This is a genomic window from Rhodoplanes roseus (genome assembly GCF_003258865.1).
In the GTDB taxonomy this organism is placed as follows: domain Bacteria; phylum Pseudomonadota; class Alphaproteobacteria; order Rhizobiales; family Xanthobacteraceae; genus Rhodoplanes; species Rhodoplanes roseus.
Genome location: NZ_NPEX01000085.1, coordinates 1 through 20,115, shown reverse-complemented (window position 1 = coordinate 20,115; position 20,115 = coordinate 1). Strand labels below are relative to the sequence as shown.

24 protein-coding genes are annotated in these 20,115 nt (G+C 69.9%); 13 read left to right on the top strand and 11 right to left on the bottom strand.

From position 1 onward, the window contains the following. Positions 1 to 305, bottom strand: a 305-nt coding sequence (locus tag CH341_RS35265; protein WP_425376181.1) for a hypothetical protein, incomplete at its 3' end; no start/stop codon positions are given. A gap of 383 nt (positions 306 to 688) precedes the next feature. Between CH341_RS35265 and CH341_RS14105 the strand changes: the two genes are divergently transcribed. The 9 genes from CH341_RS14105 to CH341_RS14065 all read left to right on the top strand — a co-directional run bounded on the left by CH341_RS14105 (position 689) and on the right by CH341_RS14065 (position 6,768). Continuing rightward, complete coding sequence (locus CH341_RS14105) at positions 689 to 1,093, top strand: thioesterase family protein (protein WP_111419651.1); 405 nt, start codon at positions 689 to 691, stop codon at positions 1,091 to 1,093. A gap of 44 nt (positions 1,094 to 1,137) precedes the next feature. After that, entirely contained in the window at positions 1,138 to 1,596 is a 459-nt protein-coding gene (locus tag CH341_RS14100) for a cupin domain-containing protein (RefSeq protein ID WP_111419650.1), read from the top strand. A 213-nt stretch (positions 1,597 to 1,809) separates the two neighbouring features. Further along, a complete protein-coding gene (locus CH341_RS14095; RefSeq protein ID WP_111419649.1) occupies positions 1,810 to 2,976 on the top strand; it encodes an ABC transporter substrate-binding protein in 1,167 nt (388 codons plus the stop codon). Positions 2,977 to 3,198: 222 nt separating this feature from the next. Next, positions 3,199 to 3,528 carry a metal-sulfur cluster assembly factor gene (locus CH341_RS14090; RefSeq protein ID WP_111419648.1) on the top strand — a complete coding sequence of 110 codons (330 nt, stop codon included), beginning with the start codon at positions 3,199 to 3,201 and terminating at the stop codon, positions 3,526 to 3,528. 144 nt (positions 3,529 to 3,672) lie between these two features. Continuing rightward, positions 3,673 to 3,888 (top strand): acyl-CoA carboxylase biotin carboxyl carrier protein subunit, encoded by a 216-nt coding sequence (locus CH341_RS14085; RefSeq protein ID WP_111419647.1) that lies wholly within the window; start codon positions 3,673 to 3,675, stop codon positions 3,886 to 3,888. Positions 3,889 to 3,930: 42 nt separating this feature from the next. Beyond that, a complete protein-coding gene (locus CH341_RS14080) occupies positions 3,931 to 5,091 on the top strand; it encodes an acyl-CoA dehydrogenase family protein (protein WP_111419646.1) in 1,161 nt (386 codons plus the stop codon). A 119-nt stretch (positions 5,092 to 5,210) separates the two neighbouring features. Next, complete coding sequence (locus CH341_RS14075; protein WP_111419655.1) at positions 5,211 to 5,483, top strand: DUF3551 domain-containing protein; 273 nt, start codon at positions 5,211 to 5,213, stop codon at positions 5,481 to 5,483. Positions 5,484 to 5,632: 149 nt separating this feature from the next. Beyond that, the gene (locus CH341_RS14070) at positions 5,633 to 5,926 is read left to right on the top strand and encodes a DUF3551 domain-containing protein (RefSeq protein ID WP_111419645.1); all 294 of its coding nucleotides are present in this window, start codon (positions 5,633 to 5,635) and stop codon (positions 5,924 to 5,926) included. A 29-nt stretch (positions 5,927 to 5,955) separates the two neighbouring features. Beyond that, entirely contained in the window at positions 5,956 to 6,768 is an 813-nt protein-coding gene (locus CH341_RS14065) for an alpha/beta hydrolase (protein WP_111419644.1), read from the top strand. A gap of 3 nt (positions 6,769 to 6,771) precedes the next feature. Here the strand turns inward: CH341_RS14065 and CH341_RS14060 are convergent, their stop codons facing one another. The 4 genes from CH341_RS14060 to purE form a co-directional block, all read right to left on the bottom strand. Continuing rightward, positions 6,772 to 7,611 (bottom strand): tetratricopeptide repeat protein, encoded by an 840-nt coding sequence (locus CH341_RS14060; RefSeq protein ID WP_210208292.1) that lies wholly within the window; start codon positions 7,609 to 7,611, stop codon positions 6,772 to 6,774. Between the two features lie 231 nt (positions 7,612 to 7,842). Next, a complete protein-coding gene (gene rpsU, locus CH341_RS14055) occupies positions 7,843 to 8,151 on the bottom strand; it encodes a 30S ribosomal protein S21 (protein WP_111419643.1) in 309 nt (102 codons plus the stop codon). A 178-nt stretch (positions 8,152 to 8,329) separates the two neighbouring features. Continuing rightward, positions 8,330 to 9,415, bottom strand: coding sequence for a 5-(carboxyamino)imidazole ribonucleotide synthase (locus CH341_RS14050; protein ID WP_425376182.1), 1,086 nt, complete (start codon positions 9,413 to 9,415; stop codon positions 8,330 to 8,332). Beyond that, positions 9,415 to 9,912, bottom strand: a complete 498-nt coding sequence (gene purE / locus CH341_RS14045) for a 5-(carboxyamino)imidazole ribonucleotide mutase (RefSeq protein ID WP_111419641.1) — start codon at positions 9,910 to 9,912, stop codon at positions 9,415 to 9,417. Before purE ends, CH341_RS14050 begins: the two co-directional genes overlap by 1 nt. Before the next feature lie 166 nt (positions 9,913 to 10,078). Between purE and CH341_RS14040 the strand changes: the two genes are divergently transcribed. Further along, on the top strand, positions 10,079 to 10,834 hold the full coding sequence (locus tag CH341_RS14040; RefSeq protein ID WP_111419640.1) for a GGDEF domain-containing protein: 756 nt from the start codon (positions 10,079 to 10,081) through the stop codon (positions 10,832 to 10,834). A 40-nt stretch (positions 10,835 to 10,874) separates the two neighbouring features. On the opposite strand, the gene CH341_RS14035 is transcribed toward CH341_RS14040, so the two are convergent. Then, positions 10,875 to 11,078, bottom strand: a complete 204-nt coding sequence (locus tag CH341_RS14035) for a YdcH family protein (RefSeq protein WP_111419639.1) — start codon at positions 11,076 to 11,078, stop codon at positions 10,875 to 10,877. A 278-nt stretch (positions 11,079 to 11,356) separates the two neighbouring features. Here CH341_RS14035 and CH341_RS14030 point away from each other — a divergent pair, with 278 nt between their 5' ends. Both CH341_RS14030 and CH341_RS14025 read left to right on the top strand, forming a co-directional pair. Further along, on the top strand, positions 11,357 to 11,536 hold the full coding sequence (locus tag CH341_RS14030; RefSeq protein WP_111419638.1) for a YdcH family protein: 180 nt from the start codon (positions 11,357 to 11,359) through the stop codon (positions 11,534 to 11,536). Positions 11,537 to 11,770: 234 nt separating this feature from the next. Continuing rightward, a complete protein-coding gene (locus CH341_RS14025) occupies positions 11,771 to 12,793 on the top strand; it encodes a Bug family tripartite tricarboxylate transporter substrate binding protein (RefSeq protein ID WP_111419637.1) in 1,023 nt (340 codons plus the stop codon). Positions 12,794 to 12,882: 89 nt separating this feature from the next. On the opposite strand, the gene CH341_RS14020 is transcribed toward CH341_RS14025, so the two are convergent. After that, positions 12,883 to 14,511: an acyl-CoA synthetase gene (locus CH341_RS14020; protein ID WP_111419636.1), complete on the bottom strand. Its 1,629-nt coding sequence runs from the start codon at positions 14,509 to 14,511 to the stop codon at positions 12,883 to 12,885. A 92-nt stretch (positions 14,512 to 14,603) separates the two neighbouring features. Continuing rightward, the gene (locus CH341_RS14015; protein ID WP_245431048.1) at positions 14,604 to 15,371 is read right to left on the bottom strand and encodes a sulfite exporter TauE/SafE family protein; all 768 of its coding nucleotides are present in this window, start codon (positions 15,369 to 15,371) and stop codon (positions 14,604 to 14,606) included. Positions 15,372 to 15,644: 273 nt separating this feature from the next. Here CH341_RS14015 and CH341_RS14010 point away from each other — a divergent pair, with 273 nt between their 5' ends. Further along, a complete protein-coding gene (locus CH341_RS14010) occupies positions 15,645 to 17,606 on the top strand; it encodes a propionyl-CoA synthetase (protein ID WP_281022739.1) in 1,962 nt (653 codons plus the stop codon). 109 nt (positions 17,607 to 17,715) lie between these two features. Here the strand turns inward: CH341_RS14010 and CH341_RS14005 are convergent, their stop codons facing one another. The 3 genes from CH341_RS14005 to CH341_RS13995 form a co-directional block, all read right to left on the bottom strand. Beyond that, complete coding sequence (locus tag CH341_RS14005; protein WP_245431047.1) at positions 17,716 to 18,906, bottom strand: low temperature requirement protein A; 1,191 nt, start codon at positions 18,904 to 18,906, stop codon at positions 17,716 to 17,718. A 72-nt stretch (positions 18,907 to 18,978) separates the two neighbouring features. Next, positions 18,979 to 19,293, bottom strand: a complete 315-nt coding sequence (locus CH341_RS14000) for an AzlD family protein (protein ID WP_111419634.1) — start codon at positions 19,291 to 19,293, stop codon at positions 18,979 to 18,981. After that, positions 19,277 to 20,026, bottom strand: coding sequence for an AzlC family ABC transporter permease (locus CH341_RS13995; RefSeq protein ID WP_111419633.1), 750 nt, complete (start codon positions 20,024 to 20,026; stop codon positions 19,277 to 19,279). The genes CH341_RS14000 and CH341_RS13995 overlap by 17 nt, the downstream gene beginning before the upstream one ends. Between the last annotated feature and the right edge of the window lie 89 nt (positions 20,027 to 20,115).

The window sequence follows — 20,115 nt, the reverse complement described above, 5'->3', positions numbered from 1 at the left end:
CCGGCGTCCGACGTGCCGGTGCCGAGCGTGATGCCCTTGAGGTCGGCCACGGCGCGGGCGAGCGGGCTGTCGTCGGGCGCACCGGGCGCCGCGGCCGGCTTGCCGTCCGGCTCCAGCGTGGTCTGGACGAGCCGCTCGAGCTGCCGGGTGATGCCTTCGAACCGATTGCACAGGGCGACGAGGTCGCGGTCCGGCGCCGACCGGCGCGGCGGAGGCGCCTCGGCCGGACGCTCCTCGCGCACGACGTCGCGCTGCATCGGCGGCTCGGCCGGGGCGACCGCGACGGACGGAGCGGAATCGGGCATCGGCGGTGCCGAGACGAAGGCCGGCTCACCGGCCTGGTCTTCCGGAATCACCGAGCTCAACCATCGCCGGAACGAGGATCCGGTCCGACGTGCCGCGTCGGGAGCCGCATCCCGCGCGTCGCGGCGACCCCCTTTGACGTACCCTGGCGCGCCTGTCATGTGGTTACCCGGCTCATACGCATCGAAACTGAACCGCGAAGGGCGCGCCGAGCCCGGTTCGTTAACGAACGGTGGACTCGGAACGTGATCAGCGATCCTGATCCCGACTTTCGACGGAGCACGGTAAAGAAGCGGTTAAGCGGCACTAACCGCGATGCGATTTTGAGCGGCTGCGGCGTCGGTGCCATGGCGCGCACGGGTTTTCAAACGTCGGAACAGGACAGATGAGCGAGCCGGGGGGCCTCTTCGTCGGACTGAAAGGACGCGCCGCTCTCGTGGTGGGCGAGGAGCACACGGCCGTGCGGGTCGGCAGCGGCGGCGTGACGGCGCTCGCCACGCCCGTGATGGTCACGCTGATGGAGGCGGCCGCCGTCGACGCGGTCGCGGCAGCGCTGCCCGAGGGTCAGCAGAGCGTCGGCACCCGGCTCGACGTCGATCACCGTGCCGCGACGCCGCTCGGCATGCGGGTCGAGGCCGAGGCCGAGCTGGTCGCGATCGACGGCCGCAGCCTGACGTTCCGCGTGACGGCCCGCGACGCCGTCGAGGTGATCGGCGCCGGCACCCATGTGCGCGCCCTGATCGACACGGCGCGCTTCGACCAGCGTCTCGCCAAGAAAGCGGCCGGCTGAGCCGCTGGTCCGGCCCCGGTCACTCGTCCCTCAGGAAAGCCCCCATGCCGAAGATCGACATCGACGCCATTCCGCTCGACACCGGGACCGGATATCCGCCGCAGTTCCGCGCCGCCATCGCCGGCCGGGCGCGAAAGCGGCTCGGTCCGGCGGCGGGGCTGTCGCAGTTCGGCGTGAACCTGTGCCGGCTGCCGCCGGGCGTCGCGTCGTCGCAACGCCACTGGCACGCCGCCGAGGACGAGTTCGTCTACGTGCTCGAGGGCGAGGTGGTGCTGTGCGAGGAGACCGGCGAGACCGTGCTGCGGGCCGGCGACGCCGCGGCCTGGAAGGCGGGTGTCGCCGACGGCCACAGCCTGGTCAATCGGTCCGACCGCGATGCGGTCGTGCTCGAGGTCGGCACCAAGGCGCCCGTCGAGACCGTCGACTATCCGGGCGTCGACATGCAGATGCGCCGCGACGCGCAGGGCTCGCGCTACGTCCGCCGCTCGGGCGAGCCGTTCTGAGAGGAGAGGGCCTGCTCGGTCGAAACCGCGCCCTCCGCGTGACTCCGACCTCGTCGTGACTCGGACCTCGTCGTGAATTTGACCTCGAAGTGACCCGGCGCCCGCCCGCGGCGGACGCTTGCGCTCGCCCACCGCAGCCGTCAAGATCGCCATACCAACAACAAGACCAAGATATCGGGACGGAAACTGCTGTCGCCTGGAGGGAGCCCTCGCATGTCCGCCACTCGCCGATTCGTCTCGGCCGGCCTGTTCACGCTGACTTTCGCGCTGTCGACGATCGCCGCCCCGGCCCGCGCCGACGTGAAGATCGGCGCCGTGGTCTCGGCCACCGGGCTGGCCGAGTATCTGGGGGCGCCGGAGAAGCGCACCCTGGAGCTCTGGGTCGAGGCCATCAATGCGGCCGGCGGCCTGAACGGCGAGAAGATCGATCTGATCCTCCACGACGACGGCGGCGAGCCCGAGACGGCGCGCAGCCTCGCCCAGCGGCTGGTCGACCAGGACAAGGTGGCGGCCGTGATCGGCGGCACCACGACGGCGACGACTCTCGCCATGATCCCGGTGTTCGAGGCCGCGCAGGTGCCCTTCGTGTCGCTCGCCGGTGCCGTGCAGATCGTCGAGCCGGTGCGCAAATGGGTGTTCAAGACGCCGCACACCGACCGCATGGCCTGCGAGAAGATTTTCGCCGATCTCAAGCGGCGCAAGCTGACGACGATCGCGATCGTCTCCGGCACCGACGCGTTCGGCCGCTCGATGCGCGAGCAATGCGTCAAGGCCGCGCCGGCGGCCGGCATCACGGTCGCGCTCGAGGAGACCTACGGCCCGGCCGATACCGACGTGACGGCGCAGCTCACGGCCGTGAAGCGCAAGTCCGGCCTGCAGGCCGTGGTGGTGGCGGGTCACGGCCAGGGGCCGGCGATCGTCACGCGCAGCTACCGCCAGCTCGGCATCACGCTGCCGCTCTATCAGAGCCACGGCGTCGCCTCGAAGCAGTTCATCGCACTGGCCGGCCCGGCGGCCGAGGGGGTGCGGCTGCCCGCCGCCGCGCTGCTGGTCGCCGACAAGCTCGGCGACGGCGATCCGCAGAAGGCGGTGGTTCAGGACTATGCGCGCACCTGGCAGCAGAAGACCGGGCAGCCGGTCTCGGCATTCGGCGGCCACGCCTTTGACGGCCTGATGCTGGTGGTCGAGGCCGCCAAGCGGGCCGGCAGCACCGAGCCGGCCAAGCTGCGCGACGAGCTGGAGCGGACCCGCGGCCATGTCGGCACGGGCGGCGTGGTCACCATGTCGCCGAGCGACCACACCGGGCTCGACCTCTCGGCGCTGCGCCTGCTGGAGATCCGCAAGGGCGACTGGGTGCTGGTCTCCGAGCAGGGGTCTTGAACGGTCCAGCCGCGGGGGTGCAAGGCGCGCCCCAGACCGCTGGTTTAGAACGAGAATTGATCCAAGCCAGCGTGGTCTTTGACCTATGACAAAGCCGGCCGGCCGACCGCCTGCCCAATTGCTGTGCGGCCCGGTGTTCGGCCGGACCGCGGCCTGTATCGGGCGGCTCGATATCGACATCTCACGGCTCCGCCGACCCCGGCACGCCTGCAAGGACGGTTCATGAGCGACTCAGACATCCTGCAGGCCCTGAAAGACGTGCTCGATCCCGAGATGGGCATCAGCATCGTCGATCTCGGCCTGGTCTATCGGGCCGACTGGACGGCCGACGGCATCGTGGTCGACATGACCACCACGGCGCCGACCTGCCCGTTCGGCGAGGCGATGGCGCAGGCCGCCAAGACCGCCCTGCGCAAGCAGTTCGCCGAGACGCGCAGCATCCGGGTGCGTCTGTTGTGGGACCCGCCCTGGAGTCCCGAGCGCATGACCGAGGAAGGCCGCTTCGCCCTCGGCTGGGAACCCGGCGACCCGATCTCCGAGCTGAAGCACTGACGCGGGCCGCACGCGGCCACGATCGTCCTGCCGTCACCACTGCTCCCTTCGGACGGGTTGCCCTCGGCGGCCCGGCGGTGATTGACTGCGCGGGCTGCGGCCCGGGCTTTTCGCCCGCGGCTGGGGCAGTCGAGGGGTGAGCCGATGGCCGAAGAGATACGCGCGCCGCTGGCCGGGACCGTGCAGTCCGTGCTGGTCGAGCCGGGCGCGACCGTCGAGGCCGACGACGAGCTCGCCGTGCTGGCGTCCGCCGGAACCGAGCATCTGGTCTATGCGCCATGCGCCGGCACCGTCGTCGCGGTGCGGGTGCGGGAGAAGGCGGCCGTCGCCAGCGGCGACCTGCTGCTGCTGATCGACTGAGGCGGCCGCCATCCAGATCCACGAGCCGAACGCGGGATTCCGATGCATTTCGATCTGAACGACGAGCAACGCATGGTCCAGGAGACGGCGCGGCGCTTCGCGCTGGAGGACATCGCACCGACCCTCGCCGAGGAGGAGAAGGCTCACGCGTTCAAGCCCGAGCGCGTCGCCAGGATGGGCGAGCTCGGCTTCTTCGGCTGCGCCCTGCCCGAGGATCTCGGCGGCACCGGCCTCGGCTTTCTCGAATCCGTGCTGATGGCCGAGCAGATCGCCACGATCTCCGCCTCGTGGCGGCTGCCCTTCAACATGCAGAATCTCGGGCCCGCGCTCACCGTCACGAAATTCGGCACGGCGGAGCAGAGAAGCAGATACGTGCCCGGCTGGGTCGCCGGCACGCAGCTCGGCTTCTTCGCCATGACCGAGCCGAACACCGGCTCCGACGTCGCCTCGATGAAGACGCATGCGATCGACAAGGGCGACCATTACGAGGTGCACGGCACCAAGATGTGGATCTCGCAGGCGCATGTCGGGCACGCCGGACTGCTCTACGCCTACACGGACCGCTCCGCCGGCAACAAGGGAATGACGGCCTTCATCATCGAGCCGAAAGCCTGGGCGGGCGTGACGGCGCGGCCGATCGAGACCAAGCTCGGGCTGCACTGCGCGCCGACCGGCGAGTTCGTGTTCGACGGCATGAAGGTGCCGAAGGAGAACGTGCTCGGACAGCCGGGCGACGGCTTCCGGATCTGCATGTGGCAGCTCAACCAGACGCGGCTCGGCTGCGCGGCGGGCGCGCTCGGCGTCGCCGGCGGCTGCCTCGATCTGGCGGTGGACTACGCCAACGGCCGCACCCAGTTCGGCAAGCCGATCTCGCAGCACCAGATGGTGCAGGCCCAGATCGCCGACATGGTCGCGGAGCACCAGGCCGCGCAGCTTCTGGTGTATCGCGCCGCTTGGCTGAAGGACCAGGGCAAGCCGAGCCAGTACGAGACCTCGGTCGCCAAGCTGTTCGCCTCGGAGGCGGCCGTGCACGCGGCCAACGAGTGCATGAAGATCTTCGGGTCCTACGGCTTCTCCACCGAGTACCCGGCCGAGCGATTCTATCGGGACGCGAAGTCGCTGCAGATCGTCGAGGGCACCTCCAACATCCAGCGCATGATCATCGCCGGCATGGCTTGCGGCTTCACGCCCAACCGGGAGTGAGCGACGCGCCAGGGGGCGCCGCCGCGACCCATCTGAACAAAACGGTCCGCCGCGGTTTTGTAGAGACACAACCGCGGCGGGCAGATCGTCCGCGCGCGAAACGATCCATGGAGTTTCCGATGCGCTCCTCCCTGCTCGCGCTCGCGGCTCTCGGAGCCGTGCTCGCCATCGACACCGCGCCGGCCGCGGCCCAGACCGGCCCCATCTATCCGTGGTGCGCCCAGTACGGCGGCCGCTCCGGCGCCACCAACTGCTACTTCGCCAATCTCTGGCAGTGCCAGCAGGCGATCAGCGGCAACGGCGGCTGGTGCTACCGGAACCCGTTCTCGGCTTACGGGTCGGAGCAGCGGCAGGACCGCCGGCGCTCGCGCCAGGACTACCGCCCGTACTGAGCCGGCCGGCGTCTTCGCCGCCGCGGCAAACGCCGGCGAACGCGTGGCCCCGCCGCACGCGCTCGTGAACACCGTGACTGCCGACCGGGCGGGCAGCGTGCTACCGTGCGCACGTCGAATCTCGAAGCGAAACTCAGAAGGAGGTCGCGATGCGCGCGCATCTCGTGACGGCGGCATTGGCCGCGGCCATGCTTGTCGTCGGCGTGCCGGCGAGCCACGCCCAGGTCCCGTCCTCGGTCGGCCCGATCTATCCCTGGTGCGCGCAGTACGGCGGCGCCTGGGGTGGCGGCAACAACTGCTACTTCGCCAATCTTTGGCAGTGCCAGCAGGCGATCAGCGGCAATGGCGGCTTCTGCTACGAGAACCCGTTCTCGTGGGGCATCACGCCCCCGCCCGGCACGCCGGCCGGCAAGGCGCGCAAGAGCCGGCCGCGGACCGGCTGACACGGTCGGGGGACGCGGGCGGTGCTTGAATGACCGTGGTGGTGCGGCTCGCGATCGCCGCCGCTGTCGTCTATGCCGGCGTGGTGCTGGCGCTGTATGTCGCGCAACGCTCGCTGATGTACCTGCCGGAGACGCGGCGCACCGCGCCGGCGGCGGCCGGGCTGCCGGAGGCCGAGGAGATCGAGTTCGTCACGGCGGACGGCGAGCGCCTCCTTGCCTGGCACATCGCCCCGCGCGAGAGCCGGCCCGTGATCCTCTACCTGCATGGAAACGGCGGCGCTCTGCGCCACCGCGCCCGGCGCTTCGCGGCGCTGGCGCGTGACGGCTTCGGGCTGTTGGCGGTGTCGTATCGCGGCTTCGGCGGCTCGACCGGAAGCCCGACCGAGACCGGCCTGCTGGCCGACGCCGACGCGGCGTACGCGTTTCTCACGGCGCGATACGGGGCGGGCCGCATCGTCGTGTACGGCGAATCGCTCGGCACCGGCGTCGCCGTCGCGCTCGCCGCGAGCCGACCCGTCGCCCGGGTGATCCTGATGGCGCCCTACACGTCGACGGCCGACGTCGCCCGCCTCGCCTACCCGTTCGTCCCGATCGGGATGCTGATGAAGGACCAGTACCGCTCGGACCAGCGGGCGGCGGCCGTGGCGGCGCCGACCCTGATCCTGCACGGCACCGCCGACACCGTCATCCCGATCGCCTTCGGCGAGCAGCTCTACGCCCTGCTGCACGCGCCGAAGCGTTTCGTGCGCTTCCCCGGAGGCGCCCACGAGGATCTCGACGACTTCGGCGCCCGCGACGCGGTGCGGGACTTTCTCGCCGGCGCGCCCGATCAGGCCGAGTGAGGATCAGTTGAACGTCGTGTAGGTCTTTCCGGCCTCGCCGCCGACGCGCCTGAAGCCGTCCATGGCGGACTGGTAGCCGGGCCGGATGCCCATCGCGCGGGCGTAGGAGCCGGCTGCCTTCTCCTTGTCGTTCATCCGCTCGTAGGCGAGGCCGCGGCTGGCCCAGGCCTGAGCGTTCTCGGGCTCGAGCTGGACCGCGTCGTCGAGATCGCCGGCCGCCGCCTTGAGGTCGCCGACCGCCATATAGGTCAGGCCGCGGGCGACGAACGGCTCGGCCTGCTGCTGCGACAGGCCGATGGAGGTCGAGAAGTCGTCGATGGCGAACTGGTACTGGCGCTGGCTCTGATAGAGGAGCCCGCGATTGTAGTAGGCCTGGGCGTTGTCGGGCCGGATCTGGACGGCCTTGTTGAAGTCCTGCAGGGCCTGCAGGAGCTCGCCCTTGTCGCGGTGGACCATGCCGCGGCCGACGAACGCCACCGCATAGGCCGGGTCGATCTGCAGCGCGCGGTCGTAGTCGGCGAGCGCCTGGTCGAGCTTGCCGGTCTGCCGGAAGGCGAGGCCGCGATTGGCGTAGGCCTGGGCGTAATTGGGATCGAGCTGGATGGCCTTGTCGAAATCCGCGAGCGCATCCTGGTAGCGCCCGGCCTGGCCCAGCACCGAGCCGCGCATGTTGTAGGCCTGCGGATCGTTGGGGTTCTTGGCCAGCACCGCGGTCAGCGACGACAGGTTGGCCGGCGAGGCCGCCGAGGCCGAGTCGTCGACCATCGTGGTCGGCATGTTCATGATGGTCGAGCAGCCGCTCAGCATCAGTCCCCCGGCCAACAGGGCCGCGAGACCGCGCATGCGGGATGCTTTGCCGATCGGCAGGCGGAGGGCCGGACCAGCAGCGCAGCTCGGGCCGGACCAGCCGAGACGTTCGCACCGCGGTTTCATCGGTCTTCCTCGTGACGCCCTGTGACACCGCCGCGCGAGCGCGGCAGGCCCTGGGTCACGGACAAAGGCGGCAATCTTGCGGCGATGCCGCCTCGGTCGGCGATTTCGGACGGGACGGAGCTACCGCCCGTCCGGACCGGATCAGCGCGGGGCGCTGCTGCGGAAGCCGCCGCCGGCGCCACCGGCACCCGGGCCGCGGGCCCCGCCCGGACCGCCGGCCCGCAGGGCGGGCTTCGGCTTGCCGGGGATCAGGCCTTCGCGCTGGGCGCGCTTGCGGGCGAGCTTGCGGGCGCGCCGGATGGCCTCCGCCTTCTCCCGCGCCTTGCGCTCGGAGGGCTTCTCGTAGTGGCCGCGCAGCTTCATCTCGCGGAAGATGCCCTCTCGCTGCATCTTCTTTTTCAGCGCCTTGAGGGCCTGATCGACGTTGTTGTCACGAACGAGTACCTGCACGAAGCGTCCTCTCGAGGCTTTTCGGTTGATCTGGCGGGCGGTCCGCCAGCGGTCGAACGATCGCGCGGGCTCCCTAGGTGGGCGCGCGTTTAGCAGAAGCCGCGACGAAAGTCCATCATGCGTCGCGACAAGGCCACGATTCAGGCGGGGGCTGCCGGGCCTCCCCAAGACCAATACCTCAGTCGCGAAACACGCGGTTGACGTGGCCCATCTTGCGGCCTGGGCGGACGACGGGCTTGCCGTAGAGGTGGACCGAGGCGCCCGGCACCGACAGCCAGGCCTTGTGGTCGTGCACCTCGGCGCCGATCAGGTTGAGCATCTCGGCCCGTCCGTGGCGGACCGGCACGGCGAGCGGCCAGCCGGCGACCGCGCGGATGTGCTGCTCGAACTGCGACACCGTGCAGCCGTCCTGGGTCCAGTGGCCGGAATTGTGGACGCGCGGGGCGATCTCGTTGACCAGCACCCGGCCGCCGCCCTCGGCGACCCAGAACATCTCCACCGCCATGACGCCGACATAGCCGAACGCCTCGGCGATCCGCCCGGCGATCGCTCGCGCCGTGTCGGCGATCGCGGCCGGCACGGCCGCCGGAACCCGCGTCACCTTGAGGATGTGGTCGCGGTGCTCGTTCTCGCACAGGTCGAAGCTCTGCACCGTGCCGTCGAGACCGCGGGCGACCACGACGGAGACCTCGCGCTCGAACGGCACGAAGGCTTCGAGGATGGCCGGCTGCTCGCCGATCTCGGCCCAGGCCACCGCCGGGTCGTCGCCGGCCCGGATCGTCACCTGGCCCTTGCCGTCGTAGCCGAACCGCCGCGTCTTCAGCACGGCCGGACGGCCGACGCTCGCCAGCGCGGCCTCGAGACCGGCGAGATCGTCGACCGCGGCGAACGGCGCCACCGCGATGCCGAGCGACGTCACGAAGGTCTTTTCGAGCAGCCGGTCCTGGGTGGTGGCGAGGATCTTCGGGTCCGGCAGCACCGGCCGGCGCGCCGACAGGAAGGTCGCGGTCTCGGCCGGGACGTTCTCGAACTCGTAGGTGACGACGTCGACGTCGTTGGCGAAACGATCGAGCGCCTCCTTGTCGGTGTAGTCGGCCTCGGTGACGCGGCGCACCACGTCGAAGGCGCAGGACTGCGGGTCCGGGCACAGGACGTGGCACTTGAAGCCGAGCCGGGCGGCGGCGAGCGCCAGCATGCGGCCGAGCTGGCCCCCGCCCAGGATGCCAATGGTGGCGTCCGCTCCCAGCGGACGCGGCGCGACGATCACGGGGCGGCCTCCTCGGACGGCTCGGCGGCGACCGCCTCGGTCTGCCGGCGGCGCCAGTCGTCGAGCCGTTCGGCCAGGGCCTGATCCTCGAGCGCCAGGATGGCGGCCGCCAGCAGCGCCGCATTGACGGCGCCGGCGCGGCCGATCGCGAGCGTGCCGACCGGCACGCCGGGCGGCATCTGGACGATGGAGTAGAGCGAATCGACGCCCGACAGGGCCTTGGATTCCACCGGCACGCCGAGCACCGGCAGGCTGGTCATCGCCGCCGTCATGCCGGGCAGATGGGCGGCGCCGCCGGCTCCCGCGACGATCACCTTGAAGCCGGCCGCCTTGGCCCCTTTGGCGAAAGCGACCAGCCTGTCCGGGGTGCGATGGGCCGAGACGATCCGCGTCACATGGCCGACCCCGAGGGCGGCGAGCGTCTCGGCGGCGTGCCGCATGGTGCCCCAGTCGGACTGGCTGCCCATGATGATGGCCACCGGGGTCGCGCTCATGACTCTCTCGGACGCAGGGGACCGCCAGGCGCGGTCCGGACGCGCGGTTTTATAGGGTGGGCCGTCCCGCTGGCAAGCGAGCGCCAGCCGATTCGTACGCCGGTATGAAGGCTTCGGCCGGAATGGCGAATCACGTACACCAGGACGTCACGGGGCGGCGACCGCAATGCGGACCAAATCGGCGAAACGGCAGACGGAACGGACCGGCGCACGCGGCCGCACGGCGGCCCGCCCGGCGGAAGCCGCGCCGAGTGCCGAGGCAGCCGGCCCGGCGGCCCAGGCACGCTCCGCCCCGGGGCAGCTCGCCGGCGAGATCGACCGTCTGGAGGCCGACATCGCCCAGCGGCTCGCCCGCGAGGTGGAGACGTTACGGGCCGAGCTCGCCGCCACGCGGGATCGGGTCGCCGAGCTCGAGGCGCATGCCGAGCACGACCCCCTCACCGGCCTTCTGAACCGGCGCGGCTTCGAGCGTGAGCTCGCCCGCGCCGCAGCCCATGCCCAGCGCTACGGCGGCCGGCTGGTGCTGGTCTATCTCGACCTCGACGGACTCAAGCCGATCAACGACACCTTCGGCCATGCCGCCGGCGACGCCGTGCTGCGGACGGTCGGAACCGTGCTGCGCGGACATGTGCGGACCTCGGACGTGGTGGCCCGGCTCGGCGGCGACGAGTTCGCCGTGCTGCTGTGGAACCTCAGCGACGCGGACGCGACCATCAAGGCCACGTTGCTGGAGACCAATATCGGGTCGACCCCGGTGCCCTGGGACGACGGCATCATCAGGGTCGGTGCCTCGGCCGGGACGGCGGCGCTGGACGATCCGAGCGCCACGGCGGCGACCCTGGCCCGGGCCGACGCCGCCATGTATCTGCGCAAGCGCGACCGACGCCGGGCCGGCGGGCCGGGCGACGGGGTGTCCGCCTAGACCTGCAATCCGCGACCCGCGATCCGCGAGCCGGCGCCGCTCAGGCGATGATGTCGGGCGTGATCTGGTCTTCCAGGAAGGAAATCCGGTCCTTCAGCCAGAGCTTCCGCTTCTTCAGGCGCTGGACCTGAAGAATGTCGGAGCCGGGCGTGTCCTGCAGGACCGCAATGGCGACGTCGAGGTCGCGGTGCTCCTGGCGCAGGCGCGCCAGCTGTCCCTTGAAGTCGGCTTCGTTCTCGTTCATCGGACCGCGTTCGCCACCGGACCTCTGGTCACAGGACCGTTCTCGTCACAGGACCGCTCCACCGGCCGCGGTCCTGGCATGCCCGGGTCGAAACACTCGCGGCCTCTCGCCGCATTGTATCGCGCGGCACCGGCATTTTTTCAAGTTTCTCAAGGTCCGGCCGGCAACCTCCGCGAAACCTTGGCGTGCGCCGCACAACGGATCCCCGTCGACTCCAAACTGTCATCGTGGCAGACTGGTCACGTCAGGCAGAAATCTGACATGAGGAGAATCGCCACATGGCCACAGTCTCGCTTGCTGAACTCGAGCAACGTCACCGGATGTTGGAGGCAGAAATTTCGGAGGCCCTCCAGCATCCGTCGACCGATGATCTCCAGCTCGCCGAGTTGAAGCGCCGTAAACTGCAGCTCAAGGATGCCATCGTCCGGATTCGGCACCAGAGCAGCAGCATCCACTGAGGACGTTCCGGAACAATTCACCGTATTTTGTTTGGTAGATCCGCCGGCTCTCAGGAACGAGGCCGGCGGTTCTGTTTTTTGGACCTTCAAAGGTTTCCACCGGCCGGGCAGACGAGCCCGCCGATAATCTTGCCGCCGATGTGAAGACGGGGCTCCGATGCCAGCCGCGACGCTTGCGGGCCTGCCGTCGGCCTGCTTGGCTGCCCCGGCGAGGAACCAACACGGAGAAGCGTCATGAGCGCTGAGATGTCGCGGCGCCGGGCTCTGGCGCTCGCCGCCCTGCTGCTGCCCGGAGCCGCCGCGGCCCAGCCCGCGAATCAGCCCGGCGGAGCATCGGCCGGACAGCCCTCCGGTCCGGCCTGGCCGACCCGCCCCGTCACCCTGATCGTTCCGTTTCCGGCCGGCGGCGGCAACGACGCGATGGCCCGCATCGTCGCCGACAAGCTGTCGGCGGCGCTCGGCCAGCAGGTGGTCGTCGACAATCGCGGCGGCGGCGGCGGCAATATCGGGACGCGGGCCGTCGCCCGCGCGGCGCCCGACGGCTACACGCTGCTGCTCGGCCACACCGGGACGATCTCGGTCAATCCCAGCCTGTTCGCCACCGCCGGCTACAACCCGCGCAAGGACTTCGCCCCGATCGGTCTCATGGCGACCATGCCGGTGGTGCTGCTCGCCCACCCGTCCTTCCCGGGCAAGACCATCGCCGACGTGATCGCGGCCGCCAAGGCGGCGCCCGGCAAGATCAGCATCGGTACCTCGGCGGTCGGCACCGGCGGCTACATGACGGCCGAGCTGTTCAAGGCCAGCGCCGGGGTCGACGTGACGCTGGTCCCCTACAAGGGGACGGGGCCGATGATGAACGACCTGGTCGGCGGCCACGTCCAGGTGGCGTTCGGCATCCTGGCGCCGGCGCTCGGCAACATCGAAGCCAAGACACTGCGCGTCGTCGCCGTGATGAGCCGCGAGCGCTTCCCGCTGCTGCCCGAGGTGCCGACCGCCGACGAGTCCGGCCTGCCCGGCTTCGAGTCGGTCCTGCATTACGGTCTGCTGGCGCCGGCCGGCACGCCGCCCGCCGTCGTGGCCCGCATCAACACCGCCCTCCAGGAGCTGGTGAGGTCCGAGGAGGTCGGCAAGCGCATCCGCGCCGAAGGCGGCGCCCCGCTCACCAGCACGCCGGAGGAGTACGCGGCCGACATCGACCGCGAGGAGACGAAGTGGAGCGCCCTGGTGCGCCGGCTGGGGCTGAAGGGCGATTGAGGCGACGGGACGCGGACGCACCGACTCTCGCGGCCTCATGGTGAGGAGCGGCCGCAGGCCGCGTCTCGAACCATGGCCGCCCGGGGGCCTCACGCCTCCCTGGCCATCTCGCGCAGCTTGTATTTCTGGATCTTGCCGGTCGAGGTCTTCGGGATCTCGGCGAACAGGATGTGGCGCGGACATTTGAAGTGGGCGAGGCGCTCGCGGCACCACTGCATCAGCTCGTCCTGGCTGGCGCTCCGGCCCTCGCGCAGCTCGACGAAGGCGCAGGGCGTCTCGCCCCATTTTTCGTCGGGCTTGGCGACGACCGCGACGGCCGCCACGGCCGGGTGCTTGTAGAGCGCATCCTCGACCTCGATCGACGAGATGTTCTCGCCGCCCGAGATGATGATGTCCTTGGCCCGGTCCTTGAGCTGCACATAGCCGTCCGGATGCATCACGCCGAGATCGCCGGAATGAAACCACCCTCCCGCGAACGCCTCGTCGGTGGCCTTCTTGTTCTTGAGATAGCCCTTCATCACCACATTGCCGCGGAACATCACCTCGCCGAGGGTCTCACCGTCGGCCGGCACGTCCTCCATGGTGGCCGGATCCTTCACGGTCAGGCCGTCGAGCGGGATGTAGGGCACGCCCTGGCGCGCCTTCTTGGTGCCCCACTGCGCGACCGGCAGGTCGTCCCAGTCGCGGTGCCAGTCGTTGATCACGGCGGGACCGTAGGTCTCGGTGAGCCCGTAGAGATGCGTCACCTCGAAGCCGGCCTCCTTCATGGCGACCAGCACGGATTCGGGCGGCGGGGCGGCCGCCGTGAAGAACTGCACCGGGCCGGCGAGCGGCCGGCGCTCGTGCTCGGCGGCGTTGAGCAGCGTCGACATCACGATGGGCGCGCCGCACAGATGGGTGACGCCGTGCTGCGCCATCAGCTCGTACATGAGACTGGCCCGCACCTGGCGCAGGCACACATGGGTGCCGACCGCCACCGAGATCGACCACGGGAAGCACCAGCCGTTGCAGTGGAACATCGGCAGGGTCCACAGATAGACCGGGTGCTTGGTCATGCCGCAGGTGACGACATTGCCCATCGCCAAGAGCGCGGCGCCGCGGTGGTGATAGACGACGCCCTTGGGATTGCCCGTGGTGCCCGAGGTGTAGTTGAGCGAGATCGCGTCCCACTCGTCGCCCGGCCCCTGTCGCGAAAAGTCCTCGTCGCCGCCGGCCACGAAGGCCTCGTAGTCGAGGCCGCCGAGCGGCTCGCCCGGCCCTGAAAATTCCGGGTCGTCGTAGTCGACGACCAGCGGCTTCACCTTGGCGGCCGCGAGCGCCGGCTTCATCACGCGCGAGAACTCGCGGTCCGTGATCACGACCTTGGCGTCGGCGTGATCGAGCGAGAAGGCGATGATGGCGGCGTCGAGCCGGGTGTTGAGCGTGTTGAGCACCGCGCCCGTCATCGGCACGCCGTAGTGGCATTCGAGCATGGCCGGCGTGTTGGCCAGCATCACCGAGACGGTGTCGCCCGGGCCGATGCCCCGCTTCGCCAGGGCCGAGGCGAGCTTTTTTGTCCGGGTGTGGAAATCACGATAGGTCCGGCGCAGCGGCCCGTGCACCACGGCGAGGTGATCGGGATGAACCCGGGCGGCCCGCTCCAGAAAGACGAGCGGGGTCAGCGGCTGGTGGTTGGCGGGGTTGCGGTCGAGATCGGTGTCGTAGGCCGTTCGGCTCATCTGAAATCACTCCCTGGACAATCGATCCCAGGTTAGCGAAGCCGCGAGCCGCGTCCAGCAGCGTGCGGCGTCCCGCCGCTCGTCCTTTCGGATCAGCCCCGCCCTGGAAGATAAGGCGACAGCCCCTGCCACAGGAGCGCGATCGAGATCAGGAATATCAGGACGTAGCTGATCTTGTAGAACAGCTCGGTCGGCGTGCGGCGCACCAGCCAGATGCCGAGGAAGTTGGTGGCGACGGCGAGCGGCAGCAGCAGCGTCGAGGTGCCGAGCGCCTCGCCGGTGAACTGCCCGAGCGCGAAGTAGGGCAGCACCTTGAGCGCATTGACCACGGCGAAGAAGATCGTGGTGGTGCCGACCAGGCGCAGCTTGGGCAGCTTCTGGGGCAGCACGAACACCTGGAAGGGCGGCCCGCCCCCCTGCGACAGGGTCGAGGTGAAGCCCGACAGTCCGCCCCAGAACACGCCGGCGATCGGGTTCGGCCGCTTCAGCGTCGCCGGCGGGCGGCCGAACCAGACGTTCAGCACGAAGGCGAGCCCGATAAAGCCGACCGCGATGCGGATCGCGTCGTCGGAGACATGGGCCGCGATCGCCCAGGCGAGCCCGACGCCGAGCGCCGCGCCGGGCAGCAGGATCTTCAGGTTCCACGGATCCCAGTCGCGCCGATAGGCCCAGATCGAGATCAGATCCTGGATGATCACGATCGGCAGCAGGATGGCGGCGGCCTGCAGCGGCGGCGCGTAAAGCGCCAGCAGCGGGGTCGCCATGGTGCCGACGCCGGCGAAGCCGCCCTTGGAAAGCCCGATCGCCATCACGGCCGGAAGGGCGACGAGATAGAAGACGGGATCTTGGATGATGTCCACGGTCGACAGTTGGCGAGAGGTACAGGGGCGCGGGGCCGCATCAAAGCCGATCCGCCCCCGCGACGCCAGCACGGATTAGCCCTGGGGCGGCGGACGCGCCCGCCGACCGCGGCGGGACCGGCGGCGACCAAAGACTAAGCGCGGCGCTCTTGCAAACCAGCGCGAGTACGGCACAATCGCCCCCAAAAGCCCCCGGGACAGAAAATGGCAGCCGCGTCCGGACCCCTCGCTCACGCGAGGGACCCGCGGGCATGCCGATCAGGAGGAAGCGACGTGACGAATTCCGCATCCGCATTGCATCTGGACTCCGCCCGGCAAGGGGCCGCCGGCACCAGCCGTTATCACGAGGTCTATGCCGGCTGGCAGAAGGACCCGCTCGCCTTCTGGGGCGAGGCCGCCGAGGCGATCGACTGGTACGAGAAGCCGAAGGCCGTGTTCGACCCGGACGCCGGGGCGTACGGCCGCTGGTTCGTCGGTGGCGTCTGCAACACCTGCTACAACGCCGTCGACCGGCACGTCCTGAGCGGCCGCGCGACGCAGCCGGCCGTGATCTACGACTCGCCCGTCACCGGCACCAAGCGCACCCTCACCTATGGCGACCTGCTGCAGGAGGTGCGCACGCTCGCCGCGATCCTGCGCGACTTCGGCGTCGGCAAGGGCGACCGCGTGATCCTGTACATGCCGATGGTGCCCGAGGCGCTGATCGGCATGCTGGCCTGCGCCCGCATCGGCGCGATCCACTCGGTGGTGTTCGGCGGCTTCGCGGCCAAGGAGCTCGCCACCCGCATCGACGACGCCAAGCCGAAGGTGATCCTCACCGCGAGCTGCGGCGTCGAGGGCAACCGCGTCATCGCCTACAAGCCGCTGCTCGACGCCGCCATCACGTTCGCGTCCGAGAAGCCGTCGGCGTGCCTGGTGCTGCAGCGGCCGCAGGCGCAGGCCGAGCTGATCCCGGGCCGCGACCACGACTGGGAGACGCTGCGCGCCACCGCGCTGAAGTCGGGACGAGTCGCCGAATGCGTGCAGGTCGCCGCGACCGATCCGCTCTACATCCTCTACACTTCGGGCACGACCGGCAAGCCGAAGGGCGTGGTGCGCGACAATGGCGGCCACATGGTCGCGCTGAAATGGACCATGAAGAACCTCTACGGGGTCGACCCGGGCGAGGTGTACTGGGCTGCCTCCGACGTCGGCTGGGTGGTCGGGCACAGCTACATCGTCTACGCGCCGTTGCTGCACGGCTGCACCACCATCCTGTACGAGGGCAAACCGATCGGCACGCCGGACGCCGGCGCGTTCTGGCGCGTCATCGCCGAGCACAAATGCGTGACCATGTTCACGGCGCCGACCGCCTTCCGGGCGATCAAGAAGGAGGACCCGGACGCCAAGCTGCTCGCCCAGTACGACCTGTCGATGCTGCGGGCGCTGTTCCTGGCCGGCGAGCGCGCCGATCCCGACACGGTGATGTGGGCCGAGCGCATCCTCGGCCTGCCGGTGATCGATCACTGGTGGCAGACCGAGACGGCTTGGGCGATCGCCGGCAACCCGATCGGTCTCGGCCGCCTGCCCGTGAAACCCGGCTCGCCGACCGTCGCCATGCCGGGCTACGACGTGCGCATCGTCGACGAGGGCTGCCACGAGCTGCCCGCCAACAAGATGGGCTCGATTGTCGTCAAGCTGCCGCTGCCGCCCTCCTGCCTGCCGACGCTTTGGCAGCAGGACGACCGCTTCAAGGAGAGCTACCTCACCGAGTATCCGGGCTACTACAAGACCGCGGACGCCGGCTTCAAGGACGAGGACGGCTACCTCTACATCATGGGTCGCACCGACGACATCATCAACGTCGCGGGCCATCGCCTCTCGACCGGCGGGATGGAGGAGGTGCTGGCCTCGCATCCCAATGTCGCCGAATGCGCCGTCATCGGCATCAAGGACGAGCTCAAGGGCGAGGTGCCGTGCGGCTTCGTCGTGCTCAAGTCCGGCGTCGACAAGAAGCCGAGCGACATCGAGGCCGAGATCGTCAAGCTGGTGCGTGACAAGATCGGCCCGGTGGCGGCCTTCAAGATCGCCATCTGCGTCAACCGCCTGCCGAAGACGCGCTCCGGCAAGATCCTCCGCGGCACCATGAAGAAGATCGCCGACCACGACCCGTGGACCATGCCGGCGACCATCGACGACCCGTCCGCCCTGGACGAGATCGACGCGGCGCTGAAGGATCACGGCCTGGCGGGCTGATCCCGCGAGGCTTGCATCGTGATAGCTGCGAAGGCCGGGGCTCGCCCCGGCCTTCGTTTTTGCGCGGGCGCCGTGGCTGCTACGGAGTCGGCTCGATCGGTTCGCCGGATCAGATCTCCACCTCCTCCTCGGTCACGCCGTGCAGCGACCAGGTCTCCCACGCCGCGACCAGGATCAGCACGGCATTGCCGGCCATGGCGAGCGCCAGCGGCGAGAGCCACGCTGCCGCCGGCGCGAGGAGCGCCGTCAGGCCCAGCCCGATCATGTGGGACAGGGCGGGGCGCGCGAACAGGATGCGCTTGAAGATCAGGTTGCCGGCCAGGAACAGCGCATTGCCGACCAGCACGGCGAGCGCCGTCTTCAGGTCGGTGTGGCCGGACGGATGCGCCAGGATCAGCTCGTCGGCGACCGCGGCGACGATGATGCCGGCGATCGGCAACAGATGAACATAGGTGTAGGCGAGGCGCGCCAGCCGCCCGGGATCGTCGGACGCGGCGATGCGCTCGGTGCCCTTCTCGGCGCCGACGTTGAAATAGATCCACCACATCGCGATGCTGCCGACGAAGGCCGTGCCGGCGGCCGTGATGGTGAGCGCGCTCCATTCCATGCGGGCGAAGGTCACGCCGGTCACCAGGATCGACTCGCCGAGCGCGATGATGGTGAACAGGGCGCAACGCTCCGCCAGATGATGACCCTCGACGTCCCATTCGGTCGTCGACGAGCCGCCGATCCAGGGCGTCCAGAAGCCGGTCGCCGGGGCGGCGAAATCCAAGGCGAGGCCTGCGCCCCAAAACAGATATCGCGCCTCCTCGTCGGCCAGGCCGCCGGCGATCCACAAGGGCGCGCTGAGCGCTGCCCAGGCGGTGATGCGCTTGAAGTTGAGGTAGGCGCCGGGGCTGTGCGGGCGCACCGCACACAGCACGAAGACCGAGCGGCCGAGCTGCATGCCCACATAGGCGAGCGCGAAGGGCAGCGCCCGGGCTTCGAACGCCGTCGGGATCGAGGTGGACAGCACGAGGCCGGCCAGCATCAGCCCGAACAGCATCATGCGCACCGGCGCGGTCTGCGGGTCCAGCCAGTTGGTCACCCAGGATGTGTCGATCCACACCCACCAGACGGCCGACAGCAGCATGGCGGTCTGCAGCACGCCGAGCGGCGTCGGATGCTCGAGCAGGAGATGGGAAAGCTGGGTGACGGCGAACACGAAGACCAGGTCGAAGAACAGCTCGACATAGGTGACGCGCTCGTGCTCGGCGCTGCGGCGGCGCATCACGCCGCCTTGCTCGTTCTCGGTCGGCATACGGGGGTCGCCTCGGCTCGGGGCTGCTGGGTTCCGGCTCGACTTCTCGCCGCGAGGCGACGCGTCCGGATGCTACTCCAGCCCGGCGGCGCGTGCGACGGCGGCGACCGCCATGCCGGCCGCGACGGCGAGGAAGTCGTTGCGGGCCGTCATCATCACGGTGGCACCGGCGCCGACCGCGAGCGCCGTGACGACGCCGCCGTTGGCCACGATCGGCAGCACGGTGGCGGCGACGATGGAGCCGGGCAGCGCCGCCAGCATGCGCTGCACCCGCGCGGTCAGCGGCACGCGGCCCATGATCCAGAAGCCGCCGGCCCGCATCGCATAGGTGACGAGCGCCATCGCGGCGATGGTCACCCAGGGGCCGAGATCAGTCACGGCGGTCATCCATCAGGCCTCCCGTGACGGCCCCGGCCACGGCGCCGGCGACGATGTACAGAAGCCCGCCGAACAGCTGCTGGACGGCGAGCGCGACCGCGCCGGCGACCACCCAGGGCAGGGCGGCGCGCCGTCCGCGCCACAAAGGCACCAGCATGGCGCCGAAGAACACCGGCATCACCAGGTCGATGCCCCAGCGCCGCGGGTCGGCGACCAGCGAGCCGAGCAGGAATCCGAGCTGGGTGAAGCACAGCCAGAACGAGGCGAGCAGCACGCTGGCTCCGAAGAACACGCCGGCATCGGAGCCTCCGTCGTTGCGGTAGCGGGTCGCGACGATCCAGCTCGGGTCCGAGGTGAGATGCAGCACCGGGTAGATCCAGGGCGGCATGCCGCCCATCCAGGGCCGCAGCGTCGCCGTGATCAGCAGCATGCGGGCATTGACGGTGAGGGCGATCAGCGTCAGCCCGAGCACGATGCCGGGCGAAAAATGATCCGGCCAGATCTCCAGCACGACGAGCTGGGACGCGGAGGCGAACATGGTGATGCACATCACCAGGTTCTCGCCGAACGACAGGCCGGCGCGCACGCCGGCCGCCCCGGTCGCCAAGGCGATCGCCATCATGCCGGGCATCACCGGCAGGGCGAGACGCATGCCGTGCCGGAAGCCGGCCCGGGTCATCGGCGCCGGCCCGCGGTCGCTCGGTGGGGCATCGGGAATGTTCAACGCGGGACGCTGGCTCATGGCGGGCGGAGGCGTGTTTGGATTTGCGGAGTGGCAGAGCTTTCACCTCTCCCCGCCGCGCGGGGAGAGGTCGGAATTTGCGCGCTTGC